Origin of the sequence: Burkholderia sp. BCC1999, assembly GCF_905339975.1 — a bacterium.
Taxonomy (GTDB): domain Bacteria; phylum Pseudomonadota; class Gammaproteobacteria; order Burkholderiales; family Burkholderiaceae; genus Burkholderia.
The window spans coordinates 70,379-95,559 of the sequence record NZ_CAJPHP010000013.1; the positions used below are offsets into that span (position 1 = coordinate 70,379).

Genomic DNA, 25,181 nt, shown 5'->3' on the forward strand with positions numbered 1-25,181 from the left:
CCCGTTTTCACATCCGCGCCGACCGCGCGACACGACGATTCTCGCGCGGGAATGCTAGCCTTGTGGCTTGCGCCACGCTGCTCCCTCTCCTTACCCATCTCCGCGAGGATCGCTCCGATGCAAGAAAACCGCCCGCTGTTCGATCGTGTGCTGCTCACCAACGACGACGGATTCGACGCCCCCGGCCTTGACGTGCTCGAACAGGTCGCCACGCAACTGGCGCGCGAAGTGTGGATCGTCGCGCCGGCGGAAGACCAGAGCGGCACGTCGCATTCGCTGAGCCTGCACGAACCGCTGCGCGTGCATCGCAAGGGCGAACGCCGCTTCGCGGTGCGCGGCACGCCCGGCGATTGCGTCGCGATCGCAGTCAGCCATCTGATGAAGGATGCGCGGCCCGACGTCGTGCTGTCCGGCGTGAATCGCGGCGCGAATCTCGGCACCGAAACGGTGTTCTCCGGCACGGTCGGCGCCGCGATGACGAGCATGCTGGTCGGTGTGCCGGCCATCGCGCTGAGCCAGGCCTTCACCGACCGCAATGCGGTGCCGTGGGGCACTGCGCTGGCGCTCGCGCCGGACGTCATTCGCCGGCTCGTCGCCGCCGGCTGGGACAGCGATGCGTGCCTCAACGTGAATTTCCCCGCACGGCCAGCCGAGGACGTGCACGGCCTGAAGGTGACGAACCAGGGTGCCGGCACACTGCAGGGCGTCGAGATCGTGTCGGGGCGCGACCCGCGCGAGATCGACTATCACTGGCTGAAACTGGCCCGTGCGCCGCGCGAGGACGATCCGGATTCGGAGACGGTCGCACTCGACGAAGGGTATGTCGCCGTCACGCCGCTGAAGTTCGAACGCACGCACGACCACGCGCTCGCGCAACTACGGTCGCGCCTCGGCTGATCGGCGGACACAGGCAGGAAAGCGCTCGCGCAACTACGGTCGCGCCTCGGCTGATCGGCGGACACAGGCAGGAAAGCGGTCGCGGCAATCGCGTGCAGTACAACTGCGCGCGGCTGTTCGGCCGCGACACTGCAACACTTCAACACTGCATTACGACATCACCGCATCGCCACAACACCGCGACGCTGCATCACCGCATCGCCGCATCGCCGCATCACCGCATCGCCACATCACCGCATCACGTCAAGTTCATTCCCCCATCAAGCATCACGATCTCGCCCGTCACGTAATCGGACGCGACGAGCATCGCGACCGTCTGCGCGATGTCGTCCGGCGTCGCCGCGCGACGCATCGGCGCGCGCTCGCGCCAGAGCTGCTGCGCTTCCGTCCAGTCGGCCGTGAGCGGCGTATCGACGAGCCCCGGCGCGACCGCATTGACGCGAATCGCCGGCGCGAGCGTGCGCGCCAGCAGCCGTGTCGTGTGATTGAGCGCGGCCTTCGCCGCCGCATAGGGAATCGACGCACCCTTCGGCCGCACGCCCGCATGCGAGCTAACGTTCACGACACAACCGGCCCGCCCGCGCGACGCCGCTTCGAGCAGCGCGGGCTGCGCTTCGGCAACGAGCCGGAACGGCGCGATCACGTTGATCTCGTGCATCTCGCGCCACACGTCGGGCGTGGCCGCGGCGAGATCGTCATGCGGAATCACGCGACTGACGCCCGCGTTGTTGACGAGGACGTCGAGCCGCCCGTGCACGGCCAGTGCGTCGCGGATCAGCCGCACGCGTTCGGCGTCGTCGGCGAGATCGGCCTGCACATAGGCCGCGCCGAGTTCGCGCGCCATCGCGCGCCCTGCGTCGGCCGAACTGCGCGAATGCAGGATCACCGCATAGCCGTCCGCCGCCAGGCGGCGCGCGATGGCCGCGCCGATGCCCGAAGTCGATCCGGTGACGAGCGCGACCGGCCGATGCAGGCGCGCCGCGCGCGGCTCGGCGACGGTTTCGGTTTCAGGTTCCGTTTCGGGAATCGGGGCAGAGATCGGCGGAAGCGGCGCGTCCATGTCGGGGAACCCTGTCAGTGGCGTTCCCGCATCATAATCGCGACGACGCCTCCGGACGCGAACGTCACGGCGGCCACCACGAGGATCGCAGCGGCGAAACCGAAGCGGTCGGCCATCAGGCCGGCCGACAACGCGCCGATCGCATAGCCGAGATCGCGCCAGAACCGGTACACGCTCAGCGAGCGCGCGCGCCAGCCGGGCTCGGACGCATCGGACACGGCCGCGATCAGGCTCGGATAGACCATCGCCGTGCCGAGGCCGAGCAATACGCTCGCCACGAGCCACCAGCGGAACTGCCCGGTGAGCGCGGTCAGCGCAAGCCCGGCCGCCTGCACCCACATACCGGCGACGATCAGTCCCTTGCGGCCCCACCGGTCGCTCAGCGGCCCGGTGACGATCTGGCAACTGCCCCATACGACCGGATAAACGGCCTTCAGGATGCCGATTCGCTCGATGCCGAGCCCGAGCGTCGTGAAGAACAACGGGAAGATGCCCCAGCTCATCCCGTCGTTGAGGTTGTTGATCATGCCGGCCTGCGATGCCGCGAACAGGTTCCGGTTGCGAAACGACGTCAGCATGAAGACTTCGCGAAACGACAGCGCGCACGCACCGGTCGGCTGGCCGCTTTCCAGCCGCACATGCTCGCGCGTGTCGCGCACGACGAGAATCGACAGCAGCAGGCCAGCGAACGCGTAGAACACGCCGAGGTAGATCGGCGCCGGCCGCAGCCCGTAGCGGCTCGCGAGATAGCCGGTCGCGAATGCGGTCGCGCCCACCGCGAAATAGCCGGCGAATTCGTTCAGGCCGACCGCGAGCCCACGGCTTTTCGGGCCGACGAGGTCGACCTTCATGATCACGGTCATCGACCACGCGAACCCCTGGCTCAGCCCGAGCAACACGTTCGCGGCGATCACCCATTCCCAGTTCGGCGCCGCAATGATCATGAACGGCACGGGCAGACCGAGCAGCCAGCCGGCGACCAGCACGCGCTTGCGCCCCCACGTGTCGGCAAGCTGGCCCGACACGAGGTTCGCGAATGCCTTGACCAGCCCGAAGCTGACGATGAACGACGTGATCAGCGCGGTCGATTCGAGATGGAACTGCTCGGCGCCGATCAGCGGCACGACCGTGCGCTCGATGCCGACCATCCCGCCGACGAACGCGTTAACCAGCACGAGCAGCGCGAATTGCCGCCAGTTCTCGCGCAGGCCGAGCGTCACCGCGCGCCCGCCTGGCGCGACCGCTACATTTGCCATCGCATCAGCCCCCTGCCGCCTCGCGACCCGCGTTGACCGCGTGCCATCGCGCGGCGGCCCACGATGCGAACGGCACACCGCCCACCTTGCCACCGCAACCGGACAGAGGTGAAATGCGTCCCGTATCGGGATGCCGGAATGGTCTGAGGATCATCGGATTGTCTCCGTTCCGCGAATACGCTAACATTCAATCAATTTGATGAATGATTGATCGAGGAGCGGCCACGTGTCAAGCGCGGGACCCAAGCAAGCGATTTACGCCAGCCTCGCCGAGGTGGCGCAGGCGATCGGCCACCCGAACCGCCTGGAATTGCTCGAGCATCTCGCCCAGCGCGAGCGGTCGGTCGAGGAACTGACGGCCCTGTCCGGGATGACGTTCGCGAACACGTCGCGGCACCTGCAGATCCTGCGGCGCGCGCGCCTGGTCGATACCGAGCGGCGCGGCAAGCACATCGTGTATCGCCTCGCCGGCGACGGCGAGGTCGTCGTGCTGATGAAGGCGCTCGGTCGCGTGGGCGAGCGCAATGTCGCCGAGGTCAACAAGGTGATGGGCGACTACTTCCACGCGCGCGATGCGCTGGAGCCCGTGTCGCGCGACGAACTGACCGCGCGGCTCGCGGATGGTCTCGTCACGCTGCTGGACGTCCGTCCGCAAGACGAATTCGCGCAGGGGCACCTGCCGGGCGCGCTGAACATCCCGCTGTCCGAACTCGATGCGCGCGTGGGCGAATTGCCGGCCGGGACGGAGATCGTCGCCTACTGTCGCGGCCCGTACTGTGTGTTTGCGGTCGAGGCGGTCGCGGCATTGCGCGCGCGCGGCTTCACGGCCGTGCGGCTGGAAGACGGGTTTCCGGAGTGGAAGGCGGCCGGCCTCGCGGTAGAGACCGGCGCCGCTGGATGAAGGAACGTGGCCCGCGTCGAAGCGGGCCGTTTGCCGATTACTTGACGGCCAGCGCCAGCGACGGCGCGAGCGCGCTGTTCGGATCCTGCCCGTTCCAGGTGCCGACCCATGCGTCGTTCGGCGCCGAACCCATCACGAAGTCGAGCGTGCCGCCGGCCTTCATCTCGTCGTAGGTGATGTAGGGCCGATGCAGCGGCGTGCCGTTCAGGCTGACCGACTGGACATAGCGATTCACCGATGACGGTGCGCCCCCGCCGGCCGTGTGCGCGGTCACGGTGAAGCGCCGCGACTTGCCGAACTTCAACGCACCGCCGCCCGCGCCTCCCGATGCGACTGGAATGTCGATCGTCGCTTCCTCGAACAGCGGCGTGCCGAGGTAGAACACGCCGCCCACCGGGTTCAGCGAATAGATGCCGAGCGCGGACAGCACGTACCACGCGGACAACTGCCCGCAATCGTCGTTGCCGGGAATAGCCGAATCGCGCACGCGGCGCGGGTCGGTCAGCGCGGCCTTCAGGCTGTCGCCGCTCAAGAGCGCGCGATCGCCGGCCGTCAGCGTCAGCGAATACATGTCGTCCATCACCGTACGCACGCGATCCTGCGTCTTCGACGGCATGCCCGCGACCGCGTACAGATACGGCAGGTGGTTCGCCGGCTCGTTGCCCGCGAAGAATTGCCCGCTGCGCCCGGTCAGGTCCGGAAAGCCCTGGTTGTTGAGGAAGGTCAGCGGGTTGGCCGGATCGAACGTGCGGTCAAGCTGCGCGATGAACTGGCTCTTGCCGCCCAGCAACGCAACGAGGCCGGGGAAGTCATGGAAGATGTTCCATGTATCGACCCACGAATTCGATTCGGAGAAGTCCGTCTTCTCGGCCGCCGTCGGGTCGAAGCCCGCCACCCAGTTCCCCTGAGCATCCTTCGGCTGCGAGAACTTCCGGCCGTTGTTCAGCACCGGGTTGAACACGTTCCGGTAGTTCTGGCTGCGCTGCAGGTAGGGCCGGTAGTCGGCCGTGCTCTTGCCCGCCGCCTTGCCGACCGCGGCCGTCGCCCAGTCGTCGAACGCATAGTCCTGCGTCGTCGACACCGAGGCGTTGTCGCCGGCATACACGTAGCCGCTCTGCCGGTACTGGTCGAAACCGTGCGCACTCGCGCTCTGCGTGGTCGTCAGCGCGGTCCAGATGTCGTCGATGCCCGCGCTCGTCAGGTGTTTCAGGTACGCATCGGCGATCAGCGGGATCGACGGGTGGCCGGCCATCGTGAAGGTTTCCGTCTGCGCGAGCGGCCACACCGGCAGTTCGCCCTTGCCGTTCTGTTTGAATTGCGTCAGCAACGACTTGACCCAGCCATCGACACGCTCGGGCTGCACCAGCGTCATCAGCGGCGACTCGGCGCGGAAGGTGTCCCACAGCGAGAACGTCGACGAATAGTCGAAGCCTGGATTCGCATGCTTGCTCGTCGTCGGCGGCGACGTCGTGCCGTCGTTGGTCGAATCGGTGCCGACGTAGCTGCCGTCCGCATTGTTGTAGACGGTCGGCGCGAGCATCGTGCGATACAGCGACGTGTAGAACATCGTCCGCTGGTCGGTGCTGCCGCCCTTGATCCGGATCCGGTCGAGCGCGTCGGCCCACACGCGTTCGGCCGCGCCGCGCACCTGGTCGAACGACTTCGCACCGACTTCCGACGCGAGATTGGCCTGCGCATCCGCGATGCTCGACGGCGAGATGCCGACCTTCACCGTGACCGCGCCGCCGCCGTCGTTGCCGTCGGCGAACGTCAGGTAGGCCTTGAAGCCGTCGGCGCTGAACGCGACGTGCGTCGTATCGAACGGCTTCGAGAAACGCGCGACGAAATACGTCGGCTTGTTGTTCGCCCAGTTGTTGGTGATCTCCCAGCCGGCGATCGTCTGCGCGTCGATGACCTGGATCTTGCCGCTCGCGGTCGAGCCGCCGATCGGGTTGTCGATGCTGACGATCATGCTGCGCTTCTGCGCGGCCGCGCTCGGGAAATACGTGTAGCGATGCACGCCCGCATGCGTGGTGGCCGTCATCTCGGCGACGATCTTCGCGCCCTTGACGTTCCACGGCGTATTGCCGCTGCCGACCGGCGCCATCTTCACGCGGTAGTAGCCGGGGCTCGCGGTTTCGTCGTCATGGCTGAACGATGCGTTGTAGGTGATCGACGCATCGGCGGCCACCTTGGCCAGCGTCGCAGTATCGACCGGCGCCAGCGTCGGCAGGAATCGCACTTCGCCGCCCGAGCCGATGCCGGTGCCCGACAGGTGCGTATGCGTGAAGCCGGTGATGAGCGGATCGTCGTACTGGTAGCCCGACGTGCGATCCCAGTTCCACGGCAGCGTGTGCGCGCCGCCGGTCGTGTCCGGCCCGAGCTGCACCATCCCGAACGGCACGGTCGCGCCCGGATACACGTGGCCGTGACCGCGCACGCCGCTGCTCCAGTCCGCGTTGATGTCGAGGTTCGCGGTGCCGATCATCGGGTCGACACTGTGCAGCACCGACCGCTTGCTTGCGCCACCGTTGCCGTTCTGATCGCCTTGATCGTTCTGGTTGCCCTGCGCGTTCGACATCTGCGCGAGCACGCTCGCATCCGTCGAACCCTGATCGCCCCCACACCCCGACAACACGGCAAGGCACCCGATACCCACCACATGACGTAGCTTCATCCGTTCGTCCCTCCCTCTCTCTGCGTCGATCCTGTTGGCAAGAACCGCTCGTTGATCTTCTCGACCGTTACGGCGCGCTGGCCACCTGCGGGAACGACGGCATCGCGGATGCGTCGGTGCCCCACGTCGTGGCGCTCGCGTCGGCCGTCATCGAGTACGACAGCTTTCCGCCCTTCGCGATGTGCTCGAACGGCAGCCATGCGGTCGAATAAGGCGCACCGTTCAGCTTCAGCGACTTCACGTAGAACGACGCGTTATCGCCCGAGCCGGCCCCCGGCGCGACGATGTGCAGCAGGCGGTAGCTGCCGTCCTTCTGCCCGACGCGCACTGCGATCTTCTCGAACTGCGGGCTCGACAGCGCGACGCCACTCACGCCCGGCACGACCGGGTAGAGGCCGAGCGCGGCCCACACGTACCAGCCCGAGACCGCACCGAGATCGTCGTTGCCGGGCAGCCCGGCCGCACCGGTGCCGAACTCATTCGCGAGCGACGCGTGCAGCACGCGCTGCGTATGGGACGGCGCGCCGGCCCACGCATAGACCCACGGCACGGCCATCGTCACTTCGTTGCCGACGTAGAAATACGGCTGCACGGTGCCGATGTTCAGGTGCGTGAAGAACGTGTCGAGCCGCTTGACGACCGATGCGGCGCCGCCTGCCTGCGCGACCACACCGCCGAGATCGTGCGGCACGTACCACGTGTATTGCTCCGAGTTGCCTTCCATGAAGCCGGTGCCGTCGGTGACCCAGGCGCCCGCCGATGTCTTCGGCTGAATCGCGTTCCTGTAGAACAGGTTCTGCCAGTTGCCGCTCGACTTCAGAAGCGTGCCGGCCGTCGCCGTATCGCCAAGCGCCATCGCGAAGCGCGACACCGCGAAGTCGCGCACCGCATATTCGAGCGTGTTCGATGCAGTCTGGTTGTCGCCCGAGCCCGACGACGGCACGTAGCCGAGCCGGTCGTAGTCCGCGCGGCTGCCCATCACCGGCGTGCCGGCGCACGCGGCGCCCGGCGCCGTGCTGGTCTTCATGATCGACAGCGCGGCCTGCGTGTCGAAGTTCGTCGCGCCGAACGCATGCGCGTTCGCGACGATGATCGAGCCCGCGTCGCCCGGCATCACGGCCGTCTCGGTATTGAAGTACGCCCAGCGCGGGAACGCGCCGCACGCCTTCGCATCGAGCACGAGCGACTGCACGATGTCGCTGGTCCGCACCGGATCGAGCAGCGCCTGCAACTGGATGAACGAGCGGTCGATGTCCCAGCCGGAGAAGTTCGCGTACATCGCGCGGCCTTTCTCGACCTGACGTGTCGGCGCGGCCGATGTGCCGTTCGACGTATAGAAGTCCGGATACTGGCCGTTCACGTCGTTGAACACGTTCGGATGCAGCGACGCGTGATACAGCGCGGTGTAGAACCTGGTCTTGTCGGCATCGCTGCCTCCCGTGACCTGGATCGCGTTCAGGCGCGCGTTCCATGCATCGCTCGCCGCGCGGCGCACCTTGTCGAAGCGCCAGCCCGCGCCGCCCTGCGCTTCGTCACCCGGATTTTCCGCATCGAGATTCGCCTTCGCATTCGCTTCGCTGACGAACGAGATCCCGAGCTTCATCATCACTGCCGGGTGCTGCTTGTCGACCGCGAACGTCACGGTGAGCGGGCTGTTCGCGGCCAGCGACGGCTTCGCCGCGAACGGCTGGCTGAACTCCGCGTAGTAGTAGAGCGGCACCGCGTGCCCGGCCCAGCAGAAACCGCTGCCCGCGATCGTGCCGGACAGCGCGCGATCGCCAACCTGCTTCACCGTATCCGCGGTCGTGCCCTGCGAGCGGTTGTTCTGCACGGTCGGATCGATCGCGATGGTCGCCTGCTGCCCCTTCGCGAGCGCCGGATACGTGAAGCGCGCGAAGCCGGTGCGCTCCGTCGTCGTCAGCTCGGCCTTGATGCCGTTGCCGAGCGTGACGCCGTAATAACCGGCCTGCGCGGTTTCGTTCGCGTGGCTGAAGCTGGCCGGCGTACCGGCGTCGCCGGGCGCGAGCTGCGGCATCACGTTCAGGTAGCCGCCGTTCGCCCAGCAGCCAGTGCCGCTCAGGTGCAGGATGCTGAATGCGTTGATCGACGTGTCGCCGTACCAGTAGCCGCCGGAGAAGCCGGAGCCGTCGCCTTTGCGGCTGTCGTATTGCGCGGTGGGCGTCATCGGGCTCCACTGCATCATCCCGAACGGAACCGTCGGCCCCGGGAACGTCCCGCCGCCAAGACCCGAACCGACCGGGTCGGCCGGCTGGTCGGTCGCGTAGTCGGTGCCGATCAGCGGATTGACGTACTGAACGACGCGAATGTCGGCGTTCTTTTTCGCTGCTTCGTTGCCGTTGTCGCGTCCATTGCCGTTGTCGTTGCCGCCATTGCCGTCTTCGTTGCCCTGCGACTGCGCCGCGGCCGACAGATTCGAAGCGGCTGCCGACGGCGAGTCGCCATCGCCGCCGCACGCAGCCAAGCCAACGCACAGCGCCAGCAGCGCCGCTCCCAACCCCAAGTTCCTCGACATCGCCTGTCTCCGCTTCGTTCTTGAATCAAGCTTTTGGTTCGAACTACTGATCTTTAAATCAGGAGTCTTTCCGTGACTTGTCGCGCACGCGGTCAATCGGTCGAAACTGCCGGACGCGTGTATTTATTTCCGTATTCTGGTGCCTGAAAAAGGCGCGCCGGCAGGTCGAAATGCCGGCACCCGGGAATGGACAATGCACACAAGCGTGCCCAAATAAACGCGGTTTCTCTACCCCGTATTTTTACGAATTTTTATTTTGTTTATCTAAACAAGAGGCAATCGATTCAGTTTTTTATATGGAATTCGACATTGCGAATGCGATTGGCAATCACGGCTGTTTCGGCAGCTCGACATAGTCTTCAAGCTCGCCGGCGATATAAAGCCGCTTGCCGCTACGCGGGTATTCGCAGACATCGTGTTCGAGCCGCTGCCCGCCGACGAGCAGCTCCAGCGGCACTTCACCGGTGTTCTGCACCGTATGCGCTTCGCCGCCGCGCGGAAAGCCCAGAAAATCGCCGGGTCCGATTTCACTGACGCGTTCACCGATCGTGACCGAGCCCGTGCCGGACAGCACGTAGACGAATTCTTCTTCGTACAGGTGACGGTGATATTCGGCCGATTCGTGACCGGGCATCAGCGTGAGCAGGTGAATACCGAATTGAGTCAGCCCGGTCAGGTCGCTGAGTTGTCGCTTGAGTCGGACGGCATTGGGATTCAGCGAATGCACCGCGCGCGTCGGTTCCATCTTCGCAATATCGGCGGCCTTCAGCAGTTCCCGGGGAAAGGGAGTCGACATGGGGATCTCGCAAGCGTGAATGCTTCGGTTGAACGCTGCGCCGGCGCGGCGCGCGCAGCGGCTATTGTCCGATATTTTCACGCCGGCAGATGTGGCATCCACACCGCCGTCGCACGCGGCTAACGCGCGCAATCGGCCAGCAGGTTCGCCAGCACCGACGCGCCTTGCGCGAGATGCACCGGATCGGCATCTTCCGCTTCGTTATGGCTCAAGCCGGCCTTGCACGGCACGAACACCATCGCGGACGGCGCGACGTACGACAGGTTCACCGCGTCGTGCCCCGCACCGCTGCACATCTCCAGGTACGGATAACCGGCGGCGACCGTTGCCTGCCGCACGCGCGCGACGCAGTCCGCATCGAACACCACCGGCTCGTATTCGGCGATCGTCTCCACCTGCACGCTCGCGCCGCGCAGCGCGGTGCGCTGCGAGCAGATCGCTTCGATGTCGGCAACCAGTTGCTGCAGCGCCGTTCGCGACGGATGGCGCACGTCGACGCTGAAGCGCACCTTGCCCGGAATCGTGCTCGGCGAATTCGGCTGGCACGCGACATGGCCGACCGTCACGCGCGCATCGGCGTCGAACGCATGGCCGTGCTCGATGATCGCGGCGATCATCGCGGCCGCCGCACCCATCGCGTCACGGCGCACGCTCATCGGCGTCGTGCCCGCATGCGACTCGAAGCCGGTCACCGTGACGTCGAGTTCGTAGATGCCCTGCACGCCCGTCACGACGCCGATCGGCAAGCCGGCCTGCTCCAGTACCGGCCCCTGTTCGATATGCGCTTCGAAATATGCCTTCGGCATCTGGCGCTCGCGCGCGGGGCCGGCGAAACCGGTGCGCTCGAGTTCGTCGCGCAGCAGCGCGCCCGTCTGCATGCATGGGCGATCGAGTGCGTAGCCGAGGTCCAGCGTGCCCGCATAGACGGCCGAGCCCATCATGCCCGGCGTGAAGCGCGAGCCCTCTTCATTGGTCCACGCGACGACGTCGATCGGATGCCGCGTCACGATGCCATGCTCGTTCAGCGTACGAATCGCCTCGAGGCCCGCGAGCACCCCATACACGCCATCGAAGCGGCCGCCGAGCGGTTGCGTGTCGAGATGGCTGCCGCACGACACGGCCGGCAAGCCGGGTTCCGTGCCCGGCCGGCGCGCGAACACGTTGCCGATCGGATCGATGCGGATCTCGCAACCGGCTTCCTCGCACCACGCGATGAAGCGGCGCCGGCCCCGCGCGTCGTCGTCGCTCAGCGCGAGCCGGCAGCTGCCGCCCTGCGCGGTTGCGCCGATCGTCGCCATCTCCATCAGCGAATCCCACAGCCTTTGCTGGTTAACGAGAATCATCGTGACCGCTCCTGAAAAGCACCGAGCATATACACTCGATCCAATAAGAAAAATCCAAGATTTCGTTGTGGACGATAAATTTTCCTTGTCACCCGGGGTTCCGTCCGGAACCCCGTGCCTGCTTCGCATCCGGATCGCTCACTCATGAAGCTCAAGCAGCTCGATGCGTTTCTCGCGGTCGCCGAGCATCGCACCATTCGCGGTGCGGCACGCGCGCTCGGCGTCACGCAACCGGCCATCAGCAGTATCGTGCGCGAACTCGAACAGGAGCTGGGCGTGCCGCTCGTCGTGCGCAGCGTCAAGGGAATCGCACTCACCGATTACGGCAGCGCGTTCGCGATTCGCGCGCGGCTGATCGTCGAGGAAATCCAGCGCACGCGCGACGAAATCGAACAGTTGCGGCTGGGTACGACGGGGTCGGTGTCGATCGCGGTCAGTCCGACGGTTGCGCTGACGATCCTGCCGCGCGCGTTTGCCGCGTTCACGCGCGACCTGCCCGGCGCGACGCTGAACGTCGACGACGCGTTGACCGCGACGGATCTCGCGCGGCTGCGCGACGGCTCGCTCGATTTCATCGTCACGCATCAATTGGCCAACGCCCTGCCGGACCCCGACGAATTCGCGAGCATTCCGTTGTTTCGGACGGCGTTCGCGGTCGTCGCGAAAAACCGGCATCGGCTCGCGCGCGCCCGTTCGTTGCGCGAGCTCGCCGATGCGCAATGGTGCGTGCCGCGCTACGGCGAAGGCGGGGACGACCTGATCCGCTCGATCTTCGTGCCGTTCGGCATCGACGTGCCGAAGCGCGTGGTCCACTGCCCGTCGTTTGCGGCGACGCTCGGGCTCGTGTCGCAGACGAATGCGCTCGGCGTATTCGCGCGACCGCTCGCCGATGTCGAGCGCAAGTCGCGCGGCATCGTCGTACTGGATCTCGCCGAGCCGATGCCGGCGTTGACGGTCGCGATCGTGATGCGGCGGCATGCGTTGCTGACGCCGGCCGCGCTGCACTTCATCGAATGCCTGAAGGTGGCGTCCGCCGCCGTGAAGGGCACGGACGCCGCATGACGCTCAGCGCACGTGCACGCCGCGCAGCGCCGTCAGCAACGCGATGAGCCGATCGATGTGCGCATCTTCCGTGCGCCACGACGACACGCTGATCCGGAACGCCGGCCGCCCCTGCCACACGGTCGCGCCGAACCACACGTCGCCCGATGCCTGCGCGGCTTCGAGGATCGCCGCGGTTTCGTCGTCGGTGCCGGCGCGCACGAGCACCTGGTTCAGCACGACGCGGTTCAGCACGTCGTAGCCGGCCGCACGCAGGCCGTCCGCGACCCGCGCCGCCTGTGCGCAATGCCGCTCGACCATCGTCGCCACGCCCGCGCGGCCGAGCGCACGCAACGCAGCCCACACGGGAATGCCGCGCGCCCGCCGCGAGAATTCGAGGTTCAGATTCTTCTGCGCATCCTGTGCGCCGCTCAGGTAGACGGCATCGCTGTTCATCGCGGTGGCGAGCGCGGCCGCGTCGCGGCAGATCACCATCGCACCGTCGTACGGCGTGTTGAGCCACTTGTGGCCGTCGGTCGTCCAGCTGTCCGCGCCGTCGATGCCGTCCGTCAGCGCGCGCTTCGACGAGGCGCGCGCCCACAGGCCGAACGCGCCGTCCACGTGCACCCATGCGCCGGCCGCCTTCGCGGGCGGGATCAGCGCCGCGAACGGATCGAATTCGCCGGTGTTCACTTCGCCGGCCTGCACGCAGAGGATCGTCATGTCGTCGAGCGGCGGCAGCTGGGCCGGGTCGATACGGCCGTGCGCGTCGACCGGCGCGACGACGATGCGCTTCATCCCGAAGCCGAGCACGCGCAGCGCCTTCTTCACCGTGATGTGCGCGAGCGCGGAGATCACGACCTTCACTTCGGGCGCACCGATCAGCCCGTCCTCGTCGATATCCCAGCCCTTGCGCGCGAGCAGCGCGCGCCGCGCGGCCACCAGCGCGACGAGCGTGCAGGCCGTCGCGCTCGTACCGAACCCGACCGCACTGCCTTCGGGCAACGCGAGCGCATCGACGACCCAGCGCGCGGCCTGGCGCTCGATCGTCGCCGCGACCGGCGAATTCGCGTACGACGACGCGCACTGGTCCCACGCAAGCATCAATCGCTCGGCAGCAGCGGCAGCCGGGAGCGCCGCGCCGATCACGAAGCCGAAGTAGTTCGGGCCGTTCGACGCCACCGTCGCGGGCGTGCCGTGCTCGTCGAGCAGGCGCAGCACGTCGTCGGCCGGGCGGCCCGCGTCGGGCAGCGGCTCGTCGAATGCGGCGAGGCCGGCCAGTGCGGCCGCGTCGGGAAACGCGCGTCGCTCGCCGGTTGCGGCCAGATACGCATGCGCGCGCCGGTCGGCGTCGGCCAGCAGTGCAAGTTCGTCCATGTCGGTTGCCTCGGTGGGAATCAGAGTTGCGAGAGATCGTGGCCGAGCTGCTGCAGCGCGCCGTCGATCCGCTTGTAGTACGTGAACTTGCCGACGCGGGTCGCCCGCACGAGCCCGGCATCCGCGAGGATGCGCATGTGGCGCGTGGTCGTGGCCGGCGCGATGCCGAGCTTCTCGGTGATGTACGTGCAGCACACGCCAAGCTCGTCGAAGTCGCCGTGCGGCTGCGGCGGGAAATGCTTGCGCGGCTGCTTGAGCCAGCGCATCACGGCCAGACGGCTTTCGTTGGCCAAAGCGCTGATACGGGTAACGTCGTCCATGGGGATGCGGGTTCGTTTAACGTTTTGAATATTAGCTAAATGACGAAATGTGGGCAATCGGTTTGACGGACGATTTCAGCTGGTGATGGGGCGTGCACCGATGCCGCATCGACACGCGATGCAAGCGCAACGGAATCGCTGCTTCAACGTTGCGCGGCAGCCTGGATAGCCTGCGTTACGCCGCAGTCAGCGCCTGCACGAGCCTGTCGATCAACGCGCGCACGCGCGTCGGCTGCGCGGCACTGCCCGGATAGACGATCTGCAAGTCGACGTCGCCCGGCGAGAAGTCGCGAAGGATCTCGACGAGCGCGCCGGACGCCAGATCCTGCTCGACATCGACCAGCGACTTCAGCGCGACACCATGCCCCGCGATGCACCACGCGCGCACGAGCGCACCGTCGTTGGCCACGCGGCGGCCGCGCACCATCACGCGCTTCGGTTCGCCATCGATGCTGAACGGCCAGTCGGCATACAGGTCCGGCCCGAAACGCATCACGATGCAGTCGTGAGAAGCGAGATCGTCCGGATGCGCTGGCGTGCCGTGCGCGGCGAGATACGCGGGCGACGCGCACACCACGCGCCGTGCGCGGCCGAGCGAACGGCTGCGCAGCGAACTGTCCGCGAGCGTGCCGCGGCGAATCGCGAAATCGAGCCCCTGCCCGACGAGATCGACGTAACCGTCGCCGAGATGCAGGTCGACCGTCACCCCCGGGTGCTCGGCCAGGAACGCATCGACGACAGGCACGACGCGCTCGCGCCCGAGATCGGCCGGGGCGCTCAGTCGCACGGGCCCCGACAGCGTTTGCACGCCCAGCCGCACACGGCTTTCGAGTTCGTCGGCTTCGGCCAGCAGGCGCCGCGCGCCGTCGACGAGCGTGCGGCCCTCGTCGGTCAGGCTGATCGCGCGCGTCGTGCGCGTGAGCAGCGCCGCGCCGTAGTGGCGCTCGAGCGCCGTCAGCCGCTCGGATACCGTGGCCGGCGACAGCCCGACCTCGCGGCCCGCCGCGGCCAGCCCGCCCTTCTCCACGATGCGCAGGAACAGCGCGAGGTTGTCGAGCAGCATTGTTCGCCCCTTCCGAAGGATATTTTCGAAATCTGACCAATTATCCGAAATATCCGCAAGCGATACAGTGTGGCAACGCTCGGCGTCACGGCCGCTCGCCCCGGGCACTACGATCATTCAAAGGAAACCCGCCATGGAATACCGCACCCTCGGCCGCTCCGGCCTCAAGGTTCCCGTCCTGAGCTTCGGCGCCGGCACGTTCGGCGGCACCGGCCCGCTGTTCAGCGCATGGGGCAACACGGGCGTCGACGAAGCGCGCCGCCTGATCGACATCTGCCTCGAAGCCGGCGTGAACCTGTTCGACACGGCCGACGTGTATTCGGACGGCGAATCCGAGCGCGTGCTCGGCGCCGCGATCAAGGGGCGTCGCGACCAGGTGCTGATCTCGACGAAGGCGGGCCTGCCGACCGGCGACGGCCCGAACGATGCGGGCACGTCGCGCGCGCGGCTGGTCCGCGCCGTCGACGACGCGCTGCGTCGCCTCGACACCGACTACATCGACCTGCTGCAACTTCACGCGTTCGACGCGGGCACGCCGGTCGAGGAAGTGATGTCGACGCTCGACGATCTCGTGCGCGCGGGCAAGCTGCGCTACATCGGCGTGTCGAACTTCGCGGGGTGGCAGATCATGAAATCGCTGGCGGTGGCCGACCGGCACGGCTGGTCGCGTTACGTGGCGAACCAGGTGTACTACTCGCTCGTCGGCCGCGACTACGAATGGGACCTGATGCCGCTCGGTGCCGACCAGGGCCTCGGCGCACTCGTGTGGAGCCCGCTCGGCTGGGGCCGGCTCACCGGCAAGATCCGGCGCAACGCGCCGCTGCCCGAAGGCAGCCGCCTGCATGAAACGGCCAGCTACGGGCCGCCGGTCGACGACGAGCGCCTGTACGACGTGGTCGACGTGCTCGACGCGATCGCGGAGGAAACCGGCAAGACGGTGCCGCAGATCGCGCTGAACTGGCTGCTGCAGCGGCCGACCGTGTCGTCGGTCATCATCGGCGCGCGCAACGAGGAACAGTTGCGGCAGAACCTCGGCGCGGCAGGCTGGGCGCTGACCGATGCGCAGGTCGCGAAGCTCGATGCGGCGAGCGCCGTGGAAGCGCCTTATCCGTACTTCCCGTATCGCCGGCAGGCAGCGTTTGCGCGGCTCAATCCGCCGATGCGCGGGTAAAAAGCGGCCGCGGCGACGCGGCTGCGTGGCTGCGTGGCCGCGTACCTGCGTCAGGCCGGCACGCCTGCGTGGCCGAGCCGCACGACCTTGTCGGCCGCGCCGATGATCGAGCACCGATGGGTGATCGCGATCACCGTGACGTCGCGGGCGAGCAGCCGCACGTGCTCCATGATGTCGTGCTCAGTCGCTTCATCGAGCGCGGAACTCGCCTCGTCGAGAAACAGCACGGTCGGGTTGCCGCATCATCACGATCCTGTTGCGCGGCTGCTCGACCGTTGGCCGTGGCACCATGAAATGCAGTCGTCATGGGCCTACCCGTGGTGCCGCGAACTTCCTATCGTAGAGACCTGCGACGCGCCGACCGGATCGGCAGCGCGCGCCCTTCTCATCGAAAGGTCTGCCCACATGAACGCCAACAACACAGGACTGACCGTACGCGCGGTCACGGAAAACGACTACGAGCAGTGGCTGCCGCTGTGGGACGGCTACAACCGCTTCTACGGCCGCTTCAACGACACGGCCCTGCCACTGCGCATCACCCAACTCACGTGGTCGCGCTTCTTCGACGGCTACGAGCCCGTTCATGCTTTCGTCGCGGAACGTGACGGCAAGCTCGTCGGGCTCGTGCATTTTCTCTATCACCGCAGCACGACGCACGCCGGACCGACCTGCTACCTGCAAGACCTGTTCACGCTCGACAGCGAACGCGGCAAAGGCGTCGGGCGCGCGCTGATCGAGGCCGTGTACGACGCCGCGCGTACGCACCGCGCCGAACGCGTGTACTGGCAGACACACGAGACGAACCACACGGCAATGCGGCTCTACGACACCGTCGCGGACAAGCCGGGGGCCGTGCTCTACCGGAAGGAGCTGTCGCGCTGAGCTGAGCGGCGAGCCGTGCCTAAGCGCCACGGCTCGTTCGCCCCGCCCGATTGACGGCCATGATCCCTCCCGGGAACGGCCGCTTCGGCAAACTTGGTAGCCCCGGGGCTACCGATTCACCCCACCGGCCGCGCCTTGATCCACAGAAACAGCGGCACGCGCGCCCACTGCTTCAACTGGTCCGTATCGGCCTGGTCGGGCGGCGGCTCGCGCAGCGACACGATCGCGAACCCGGCTGCTTCCAGTGCCTCCATGTACGCCTGCAGCGGCAGCGACCAGCCTGCGAAATGCATCGACAGCCCGTCGCGCGTTTCCACGTCGTCGAAGTGCTCGCGCCCGAAATAGCTTCCCTTCAGCACGAACGGTGCATCGGGTTGCGGCCCCGCAAAGCCACCCCGATCGCGGAACGGATGCACGAGCGAGACGAACAGCAGCCCGCCCGGCTTCAGCACGCGGCGCGCCTCGTTCAATGCGCGCTGCATGTCGTCGAGATCCATCAGCACGTTGTACGCCATCACGAGATCGAAGCTGGCCGCGTCGAATGGCAGCGACGCCGCGTCGGCCAGCTCGTAGCGATGCGCGGAATCCGCGTGACGCGCGGCGTCGAGCATCGCGGGCACCACGTCGCTCGCGGTCACGTCGTAGCCGAGCGCCTTCAGCTCGCGGCTCACGCGGCCTTCGCCGCAGCCGATCTCCAGCGCGCGGCCGGTGTCGCGGCCGATATAGGCCGCGAGCCCCGCGCGGTATTTCCAGAACGCATCGTGCCCGGGCTTGCCGGCCCAGTCGATCCATTGGCCGGCGACCTGCGCCCAGTGTTCGGTGATGGCTTTCGTGTCGGTCATGCGCGCTCCCGCCCGGTGTGCGTCGTTGGCTCAGGATGCGCATGGTAAGCCGAAGCGGCGAAACACGTGAGCAAGTCGCGCCGCGTCGCCGGTTTCCGTTTCCGGCGGCGACGTTCTACAGTGACATAAAACAATCCGCGCATCCGTGCGTCGTTCCCGCCCGGCGATGCGCACCCGATTCCGAGGACATCCCATGCCGAGCATCCTGGCCGCGCCCGCCAACCTGCCCCCGAGCCCCGTCGCGGCGCAAACGCGCATGGTGCACGACGTCGCGACGCTGAAGCCGTCCGACTACCGTTCGGCGGACGGTGCGTCGTGGGTCATCTCCACCCTCACCCCGGCCGCGGACAGCGGCGCAAACGTGACCGGCACGACGTACTTCGACACCGCGAAAGGGCAGACCGTCCCGGTGCCCGATGCGCGCCGCCGCTATGCGAATCGCGGCACGTGGCAGGTCGTCGCGAGTTCGAGCCCCGCCGTGCCCGCCACCGGCCGCTACGACTGGCTGACGCTCGCCTGGCTGCCGATCAACCGGCGGCCGCTGCCGCAAACGCCCGAACACCTGTATTCGCCGTTCATTGGCGGCGGCACGATCGTGTATCGATGGAATCCGGCGGCGGAAGGCGGCGAGCAGTTCGGCAACGTGCGGATGATCTTTCCGGAATGGACCCGGCAGGTGGCCGATGCGTTGCGGTCTGCGCCGGCAGCGATGCCATCTGGCGCGCCTGCCCTCGACCGACTGAAAACGGACCGCAACCCGATGACCGCCGTGCTCGATTTCGGCGATGCGCTGCGCGAAGAGCCGGTCGAACGGATCGACACGCGGCTGCCTGCGTTGCTGCAGGTAAATGATCTGCATGAGCTGTCGGCGCTCGTGTTCCTGTGCCTGTCGGGATCGCGCGCCGAAGACCGGCCGCGCCTCGTCGAAACGATCGACGCAGCCATCGCAGGCACCGATGACCAGGCGCGCCTGCTGGCAATCGCGTACGGTGCGTTCGCCGCAGGGCGGGCGCAGCCGGTACCGTTCCGCGACCAGACGCTGACCGTATTCATCAACGACGTGTTCGGCGTGCTGAAACGTCGTACGGCGGCACTCGGCGTACCTGCCGGGGAAGGGACGCCGTGGTATGAGTTCTTTACGGCGTACCGACTAGGTGAATCGGCATCCGGCAACGGCCAGTAATCGCCCGTCAATAGACGTCACCGCGAAAGTAACAGCGAATCTCCAGCGCCATTCATCACTCGCCGCGCATTGTCTCGGCGATTCATCGGTGTACAAACACCGCGACGCATAAACACCGAAGCGATTTTCGATCGATTGGACGATATGCATCGGAGCGCGGCCGCAACCACCGACCGCCACAAGGCATTCCCCCCCCCCCCGCACGCATGACGCTAAAAAAGCGGCCGCTCGCGGGGGAGCGGCCGTCAAGGAGAGATCCCTGTTCGGGATACCGGCGGACACCACTCCGAGCCGGTGTATCTATTGTTGTGGAAGCATCCGCGACCGACCATCAGCCCAGTCTGATTCGCGTTTCGTCTGCATGAACGTCGCGCAGTCTCGAACCCAGCGCGCGCATCCGAATCCGCAATACGCCGTTACGTTCTCAAAGGGAACCCGCATTCGCGGCAGCCAGTCGAAACGCCGCACGCCTGTCGACGGCTTCGTCGCCACGGCGGACAATCCCTCCATCTGCCCCGCACCGTTACATCCAACCTGATCCCTTCATGCTGAGCATCGGTCCCTTCTCGATCCGCGTCGTCGCGGTAGCCGTCGCCGCGTTGCTGGCGTGGCTCGTCGCGCGTGTCATCCAGCGCCGCCCGCCCGACGGCCATCACAAGACCGCATCGAGCCTGATCCTCGACGTGCTGCTGCTCGGGCTGCTCGCCGCGCGCATCGGCTATGTCGCGCAATGGTGGCGCGACTACGCGGCCGCGCCGCGCTCGATCGTCGCGCTCGGCGACGGCGGCTTCGACTGGCGCATCGGCATCGCAGCCGCACTCGTGTTCGCGGGCTGGCGCCTGCGCCACCTGCCAGCACTGCGTCGCCCGGTGATGGGCGGCATGCTCGCGGGCCTCGCCGCATGGGGCTTCGCGCAGGGCACGCTCGCAACGTTGCAGCACAGCGCGCCGCCGCTTGCCGCGTTGCAGCTCGAAGCGCTCGACGCCACGCCGGTGCCGGTGCAACGCTTCGCGGGCAAACCCGTCGTCGTGAACCTGTGGGCCACGTGGTGTCCGCCGTGCCAGCGCGAAATGCCGATCCTCGCGCAAGCGCAGCAGGATCATCCGGGGATGACGGTGCTGATGGTCAACCAGGGGGAAGACGCGCAAGCGGTGCGCGCGTTCCTCGAACAGAAAGGGCTGCGGTTCGATCACGTGCTGCTCGACCGCACGCTGCACGCGATGCAGGCCTACGGTTCGCGCGGGCTGCCGACGACGCTCTTCTTCGATGCGAAAGGCAATCTCGTCGAATCGCACATGGGCGAGATCACCGCCGCGCGGCTGAAGGACGCCGTGGCGGACCGCTTCGGCCAGTAACGCACGTCGGCCGAAAGGCAACCGCATCACTTCGTCACATCCGCGCCTCGACCGCGGCGAGCCGGGCCGGGAGATGTTCCAGCAGCGCATCGACGGCGGCCCGCACTTTCAGCGGAAGATGCAGCGTGTACGGCCATACCGCGTGAATCGGAAAGATCACGCCCGCCCGATCGGGCAGCAGCTCCCGCAACGTGCCGCCGCGCAGCGCATCGCGCACCAGCCAGTACGGCAGCCACGCAACGCCGAGATCGGCAACGGCCGCATCCATCAGTGCGCTCAGGTCGTCGGACAGCAGGCGAACGGCGGGCTGCAATTCGACGCGCTGGCCGTCGACGATGACGGGCCAGCGATGCACCTGGCCGAAACGCGTATAGGCCAGCGCCTTGTGCCGTTCGAGTTCTTCGTAGGTCGCGGGTTCACCGCAGCGGCTCAGGTACGCCGGCGACGCGCAGAACGCCATCCGGTGCTCGCCCAGCGGACGCGCCACCAGGCCGCTGCTGTTCGGCAACTTACCGACGCGCACCGCCAGATCGAAACGCTCTTCGACCAGGTCGACGGAGCGATCGCTGAACGACAGGTCGAGATCGAGCTCGGGATGCGCCTTCGCCAGTTCGATCAGGATCGGTGCCACGCAAAGATGACCGAAGAGCGTCGGCATCGACACGCGCAAGCGCCCCTTCATCTGCCATTTGCCGGTTTCGAGCAACGCTTCGCCCGCCTGGATCTGCTCCATCGCGCGCAGGCAATGGTCGTAGAACATCGCCCCTTCATCGGTCAGGCTCTGGCTGCGCGTCGTCCGCTGAAACAGCACGACGCCCAGCCGCTCCTCGAGACGCGCGATGCTCTTGCCGACCGCGGACCGCGTGATGTGCAGCTTGTCGGCGGCCTGCGCGAAGCTGCTCGCTTCCGCCACGGCGACGAAGACGTCGAGGCCCTTCAGGTTGTTTCGCATGCGATTGAGGACAAATACGCTACACAGTGCGTCGATCTTATCGCTTTTGGCGATAAAAAGTGAATGATAGGATCGATTCCAGTCTTTACTTTCGCAATGGAGCCCCCCGCATGGCCCGGATCCTCGTCCTCAAATCCAGCATCAACGGCAGTCAGTCGCAAACTGGTGCGCTGATCGACACGTTTCTGGCCGAGCGCCAGGCCAATGGCCATGCCGACGACGTGATCGTGCGCAATCTCGTCGACACCGACCTGCCGATGCTCGACAGCGAACTGTTTCACGCGCTGCGCGGCGCGGCCAACCCGAGCGAGCGCGCGCAACGCGCCATCGTGTTGTCCGACGAACTGATTGCCGAGCTCAAAGGCAGCGACCTGCTGCTGATCGGCGCGCCGATGTACAACCTGAACGTGCCGACGCAGTTGAAGAACTGGTTCGATCTCGTCGCACGCGCACGCGTGACGTTCCGCTACACGGAGACTTACCCGGTGGGCCTCGTCGAAGGCGTCGGCGCGATCGTGTTCAGTTCACGCGGCGGCGTGCACGTCGGCCAGGATACGGATGCGGTCACGCCGTACCTGCGGGCCGTGCTCGGCCTGATGGGCATCACCGATGTGGAATTCGTCTATGCGGAAGGGCTCGACGTGAAGCCGCACGGTGTCGAAGCCGGACTGCAAAACGCGCGCCGGCAGATGGAAGCACTGCACGCGTAACGCGTCAGTCGCGGCCGGCAGGAAGCGCGACACCGGAATCCGACACATCCGATAGGCCCGGCAAAGCACCGTCCGTACACTCGGACGCATGATTTCAGCCATCCAGACCTCCTAAGACGCGGTGCGCGATGCCGTCACGCAGTGTGCGCGGCGCCCTTCGTTTCTTCGCAGGCTCGACGTCGCGGTGCTCGCGCTGCCGATCTTCCTGCTGCTCGTGTCGCAGACGGTGCTGATGGTCGCGTACGCGGTGTTCGTCACGTACCGGCTGCCGGGGCGCAACTACGACGCGGCCGTGCTAGCCGCCGGCCATTGCGGCTTCGGGCTCGGTGCAACACCAGTGGCCGGCGACTCACCGCGAACCGCCGGGAGGCCCCTGCACCGTCGTACGTCAGATACTCCGCTGATTCACCCGCTTCGACAGCGCCTCCGCGCTCTCCTTGCGCTCGCTGTACCGGTCGACCAGATAAGGCCCGACATCGCGCGTGAGCAACGTGAACTTGACCAGTTCTTCCAGCACATCGACCACGCGATCGAAATAAGCCGACGGCTTCATTCGCCCAGCCTCGTCGAATTCCGCGAACGCCTTCGCCACCGACGACTGGTTCGGGATGGTCAGCATGCGCATCCAGCGCCCCAGCACGCGCATCTGGTTCACCGCATTGAACGACTGCGACCCGCCGCTGACCTGCATCACCGCGAGGGTCTTGCCCTGCGTCGGCCGAACCGCACCGATCGACAGCGGAATCCAGTCGATCTGCGCCTTCATGATCCCGGTCATCGCGCCATGCCGTTCCGGCGAGCACCACACCATGCCTTCCGACCATTGCACCAGCTCGCGCAACTCGACGACCTTCGGGTGGCTCTCCGGTGCATCGTCGGGCAGCGGCAGGCCGCTCGGATTGAACACGCGCACCTCGGCACCCATCGCCGTGAGCAGGCGCGCGGCTTCCTCGGTCAGCAAACGGCTGAACGATCGCTCGCGCAGCGAGCCGTACAACAACAGGAACCGCGGCGGATGCGTGGACGGCGACGCTGGCCGCAACTGGCCGGCATCCGGCACGCGGAACGATTCGGTGTCGAGTTGCGGCAGCTCGTTCGGATAATCAGACATGCTTGTGTTCCGTTTGATTGCGATGAATCGCGGTGTCGGTCTTACTCATGCGAATGGGCTTTCCCGTTTTTTCAAGCACACTCGTACCAGCCTTTCGACCGGTTCACGACGCGCACCACCAGCAGCATCACCGGCACTTCGATCAGCACACCGACGACGGTCGCCAGCGCCGCGCCCGAATGAAAACCGAACAGGCTGATCGCGGCCGCGACGGCCAGCTCGAAGAAATTGGACGCGCCGATCAGCGCCGACGGGCACGCAATGTTGTGCTTCTCACCCACCGCGCGATTGAGCCAGTAGGCAAGCGCCGAATTGAAGAACACCTGGATCAGGATCGGCACCGCGAGCAGCGCAATCACCAGCGGCTGCTTGAGAATCGCTTCGCCCTGGAATGCGAACAGCAGCACGAGCGTCGCGAGCAATGCGGCGATCGACCACGGGCCGATCTTCGCCATCGCGGCGTCGAATGCGGCCGGCCCCTTGACGAGCAGCCGCTTGCGCAACACCTGCGCGATGATCACCGGAATGACGATATAGAGCACGACCGACGTAAGCAGCGTCGCCCACGGCACTGTGATCGCGGACATGCCGAGCAGCAACCCGACCAGCGGCGCGAACGCGATCACCATGATGCTGTCGTTCAACGCGACCTGCGACAGCGTGAACAGCGGATCGCCGCCCGTCAGCCGGCTCCACACGAACACCATCGCCGTACACGGTGCGGCGGCCAGCAGAATCAGTCCGGCAATGTAGCTGTCGATTTGCCCGGCCGGCAGCATCGGTGCGAACAGATGCCGGATGAACAGCCAGCCGAGGAAGGCCATCGAGAACGGCTTGACGAGCCAGTTCACGACGAGCGTGACGCCGATGCCTTTCACGTGCTGACGCACTTCGTGCAATGCGCCGAAATCGACCTTCACGAGCATCGGGATGATCATCACCCAGATCAACAGTCCGACCGGCAGGTTGACCTGTGCATATTCCATCCGGCCGATTTGCTGGAACACGCCCGGCAGCAACTGGCCGAGCGCGATGCCGGCGACGATGCACAACGCTACCCAGACGGTCAGGTAGCGTTCGAAGAAATTGATGGACGGCTTGGCGACAAGCTTGGCTGCCGGAGTGGCGTCGGACGTGTTCATGGGACGGATATCAATCTTGAAATCGCAGTCGGCGCGCTTGCGCTTCGGCAGGCCGCCGCCATGCGAATGATCAGTTTCGCGAAATGTCGATCAGCGCCGCCTGGAGTTCGGCATCGCTCATGCGATCGAGCGGCAGCGCCAGCAATTGCAGCATCCGGTAGCCGATCGCCTCGCGCGTGAGTTCGAACGCGACGCGCTTCCCGTCGTCGTCGCCCAACGCATTCGACGGATCGGCATAACCCCAATGCACTTTCACGGGGCTGCCGGGCCAGTACGGGCAGGTCTCCGCTGCGGCGCTGTCGCACACCGTGATGACGACGCGCATTTCAGGCGCGCCGTCGCCGACGAACTCGTCCCAGCTCTTGCTGCGGTAGCCGTTCACGTCGATACCGGCGTTCGTCAGCGCTTCCAGCGCGAACGGATTGAGCCTGCCGCTCGGCGCGCTGCCGGCGCTGTATGCGCGCACATCCTTGCCGAGCTTCGCGGCCCAGTGATTGAGCATCCCTTCGGACAGCACGCTGCGCGCGGAGTTGTGGGTGCAGAGGATCAGTACGTTGGTGGTCATGGGC

23 protein-coding genes and 1 pseudogene are annotated in these 25,181 nt (G+C 66.5%); 9 read left to right on the forward strand and 15 right to left on the reverse strand.

The window, feature by feature from the left end:
• Positions 1–117 precede the first annotated feature (117 nt).
• A complete protein-coding gene (gene surE / locus U5809_RS20085) occupies positions 118–897 on the forward strand; it encodes a 5'/3'-nucleotidase SurE (RefSeq protein ID WP_322087833.1) in 780 nt (259 codons plus the stop codon).
• Positions 898–1,135: 238 nt separating this feature from the next.
• Here surE and U5809_RS20090 read toward each other — a convergent pair whose 3' ends face one another.
• Both U5809_RS20090 and U5809_RS20095 read right to left on the reverse strand, forming a co-directional pair.
• Complete coding sequence (locus U5809_RS20090) at positions 1,136–1,957, reverse strand: SDR family oxidoreductase (protein ID WP_322087834.1); 822 nt, start codon at positions 1,955–1,957, stop codon at positions 1,136–1,138.
• A gap of 14 nt (positions 1,958–1,971) precedes the next feature.
• Entirely contained in the window at positions 1,972–3,213 is a 1,242-nt protein-coding gene (locus U5809_RS20095; RefSeq protein WP_322087835.1) for an MFS transporter, read from the reverse strand.
• A gap of 226 nt (positions 3,214–3,439) precedes the next feature.
• On the opposite strand from U5809_RS20095, the gene U5809_RS20100 reads away from it, so the two are divergent.
• On the forward strand, positions 3,440–4,114 hold the full coding sequence (locus tag U5809_RS20100; protein ID WP_322087836.1) for a metalloregulator ArsR/SmtB family transcription factor: 675 nt from the start codon (positions 3,440–3,442) through the stop codon (positions 4,112–4,114).
• 37 nt (positions 4,115–4,151) lie between these two features.
• Here U5809_RS20100 and U5809_RS20105 read toward each other — a convergent pair whose 3' ends face one another.
• From U5809_RS20105 to U5809_RS20120, 4 genes are all read right to left on the reverse strand, one after another.
• Positions 4,152–6,791 (reverse strand): GH92 family glycosyl hydrolase, encoded by a 2,640-nt coding sequence (locus U5809_RS20105; protein ID WP_322087837.1) that lies wholly within the window; start codon positions 6,789–6,791, stop codon positions 4,152–4,154.
• Positions 6,792–6,858: 67 nt separating this feature from the next.
• The gene (locus U5809_RS20110; protein WP_322087838.1) at positions 6,859–9,324 is read right to left on the reverse strand and encodes a GH92 family glycosyl hydrolase; all 2,466 of its coding nucleotides are present in this window, start codon (positions 9,322–9,324) and stop codon (positions 6,859–6,861) included.
• A 328-nt stretch (positions 9,325–9,652) separates the two neighbouring features.
• The gene (locus U5809_RS20115) at positions 9,653–10,120 is read right to left on the reverse strand and encodes a cupin domain-containing protein (protein WP_322087971.1); all 468 of its coding nucleotides are present in this window, start codon (positions 10,118–10,120) and stop codon (positions 9,653–9,655) included.
• 119 nt (positions 10,121–10,239) lie between these two features.
• Positions 10,240–11,463, reverse strand: a complete 1,224-nt coding sequence (locus tag U5809_RS20120; protein ID WP_322087839.1) for a Zn-dependent hydrolase — start codon at positions 11,461–11,463, stop codon at positions 10,240–10,242.
• A gap of 144 nt (positions 11,464–11,607) precedes the next feature.
• Here U5809_RS20120 and U5809_RS20125 point away from each other — a divergent pair, with 144 nt between their 5' ends.
• Positions 11,608–12,525, forward strand: coding sequence for a LysR family transcriptional regulator (locus tag U5809_RS20125; protein WP_322087840.1), 918 nt, complete (start codon positions 11,608–11,610; stop codon positions 12,523–12,525).
• Positions 12,526–12,528: 3 nt separating this feature from the next.
• Here U5809_RS20125 and U5809_RS20130 read toward each other — a convergent pair whose 3' ends face one another.
• The 3 genes from U5809_RS20130 to U5809_RS20140 all read right to left on the reverse strand — a co-directional run bounded on the left by U5809_RS20130 (position 12,529) and on the right by U5809_RS20140 (position 15,264).
• Positions 12,529–13,881: a pyridoxal phosphate-dependent decarboxylase family protein gene (locus U5809_RS20130; RefSeq protein ID WP_021160593.1), complete on the reverse strand. Its 1,353-nt coding sequence runs from the start codon at positions 13,879–13,881 to the stop codon at positions 12,529–12,531.
• A gap of 20 nt (positions 13,882–13,901) precedes the next feature.
• Positions 13,902–14,201 (reverse strand): ArsR/SmtB family transcription factor, encoded by a 300-nt coding sequence (locus U5809_RS20135; protein WP_059523766.1) that lies wholly within the window; start codon positions 14,199–14,201, stop codon positions 13,902–13,904.
• 175 nt (positions 14,202–14,376) lie between these two features.
• Positions 14,377–15,264: a LysR family transcriptional regulator gene (locus U5809_RS20140; RefSeq protein WP_322087841.1), complete on the reverse strand. Its 888-nt coding sequence runs from the start codon at positions 15,262–15,264 to the stop codon at positions 14,377–14,379.
• Positions 15,265–15,397: 133 nt separating this feature from the next.
• Between U5809_RS20140 and U5809_RS20145 the strand changes: the two genes are divergently transcribed.
• On the forward strand, positions 15,398–16,435 hold the full coding sequence (locus U5809_RS20145) for an aldo/keto reductase (protein WP_322087842.1): 1,038 nt from the start codon (positions 15,398–15,400) through the stop codon (positions 16,433–16,435).
• Between the two features lie 50 nt (positions 16,436–16,485).
• On the opposite strand, the gene U5809_RS20150 is transcribed toward U5809_RS20145, so the two are convergent.
• A complete protein-coding gene (locus tag U5809_RS20150; RefSeq protein ID WP_322087843.1) occupies positions 16,486–16,662 on the reverse strand; it encodes a hypothetical protein in 177 nt (58 codons plus the stop codon).
• A gap of 178 nt (positions 16,663–16,840) precedes the next feature.
• Here U5809_RS20150 and U5809_RS20155 point away from each other — a divergent pair, with 178 nt between their 5' ends.
• Entirely contained in the window at positions 16,841–17,317 is a 477-nt protein-coding gene (locus U5809_RS20155; RefSeq protein WP_322087844.1) for a GNAT family N-acetyltransferase, read from the forward strand.
• Between the two features lie 116 nt (positions 17,318–17,433).
• On the opposite strand, the gene U5809_RS20160 is transcribed toward U5809_RS20155, so the two are convergent.
• Positions 17,434–18,159, reverse strand: a complete 726-nt coding sequence (locus U5809_RS20160; protein WP_322087845.1) for a class I SAM-dependent methyltransferase — start codon at positions 18,157–18,159, stop codon at positions 17,434–17,436.
• Between the two features lie 193 nt (positions 18,160–18,352).
• Between U5809_RS20160 and U5809_RS20165 the strand changes: the two genes are divergently transcribed.
• Both U5809_RS20165 and U5809_RS20170 read left to right on the forward strand, forming a co-directional pair.
• Entirely contained in the window at positions 18,353–19,342 is a 990-nt protein-coding gene (locus U5809_RS20165) for a hypothetical protein (RefSeq protein WP_322087846.1), read from the forward strand.
• Between the two features lie 545 nt (positions 19,343–19,887).
• Positions 19,888–20,697 carry a TlpA disulfide reductase family protein gene (locus U5809_RS20170; RefSeq protein WP_322087847.1) on the forward strand — a complete coding sequence of 270 codons (810 nt, stop codon included), beginning with the start codon at positions 19,888–19,890 and terminating at the stop codon, positions 20,695–20,697.
• 34 nt (positions 20,698–20,731) lie between these two features.
• Here U5809_RS20170 and U5809_RS20175 read toward each other — a convergent pair whose 3' ends face one another.
• Complete coding sequence (locus tag U5809_RS20175) at positions 20,732–21,649, reverse strand: LysR family transcriptional regulator (RefSeq protein WP_322087848.1); 918 nt, start codon at positions 21,647–21,649, stop codon at positions 20,732–20,734.
• 110 nt (positions 21,650–21,759) lie between these two features.
• Between U5809_RS20175 and U5809_RS20180 the strand changes: the two genes are divergently transcribed.
• Positions 21,760–22,359 carry an NAD(P)H-dependent oxidoreductase gene (locus U5809_RS20180; RefSeq protein ID WP_322087849.1) on the forward strand — a complete coding sequence of 200 codons (600 nt, stop codon included), beginning with the start codon at positions 21,760–21,762 and terminating at the stop codon, positions 22,357–22,359.
• Positions 22,360–22,540: 181 nt separating this feature from the next.
• Positions 22,541–22,702: pseudogene (locus tag U5809_RS20185) on the forward strand (sodium/glutamate symporter); the annotation flags it as partial.
• A gap of 45 nt (positions 22,703–22,747) precedes the next feature.
• On the opposite strand, the gene arsH reads toward U5809_RS20185, so the two are convergent.
• The 3 genes from arsH to U5809_RS20200 all read right to left on the reverse strand — a co-directional run bounded on the left by arsH (position 22,748) and on the right by U5809_RS20200 (position 25,177).
• Positions 22,748–23,470 (reverse strand): arsenical resistance protein ArsH, encoded by a 723-nt coding sequence (gene arsH / locus U5809_RS20190; protein WP_322087850.1) that lies wholly within the window; start codon positions 23,468–23,470, stop codon positions 22,748–22,750.
• A 71-nt stretch (positions 23,471–23,541) separates the two neighbouring features.
• Complete coding sequence (gene arsB, locus U5809_RS20195) at positions 23,542–24,612, reverse strand: ACR3 family arsenite efflux transporter (protein WP_322087851.1); 1,071 nt, start codon at positions 24,610–24,612, stop codon at positions 23,542–23,544.
• A gap of 70 nt (positions 24,613–24,682) precedes the next feature.
• Complete coding sequence (locus U5809_RS20200) at positions 24,683–25,177, reverse strand: arsenate reductase ArsC (protein ID WP_322087852.1); 495 nt, start codon at positions 25,175–25,177, stop codon at positions 24,683–24,685.
• Positions 25,178–25,181 lie beyond the last annotated feature (4 nt).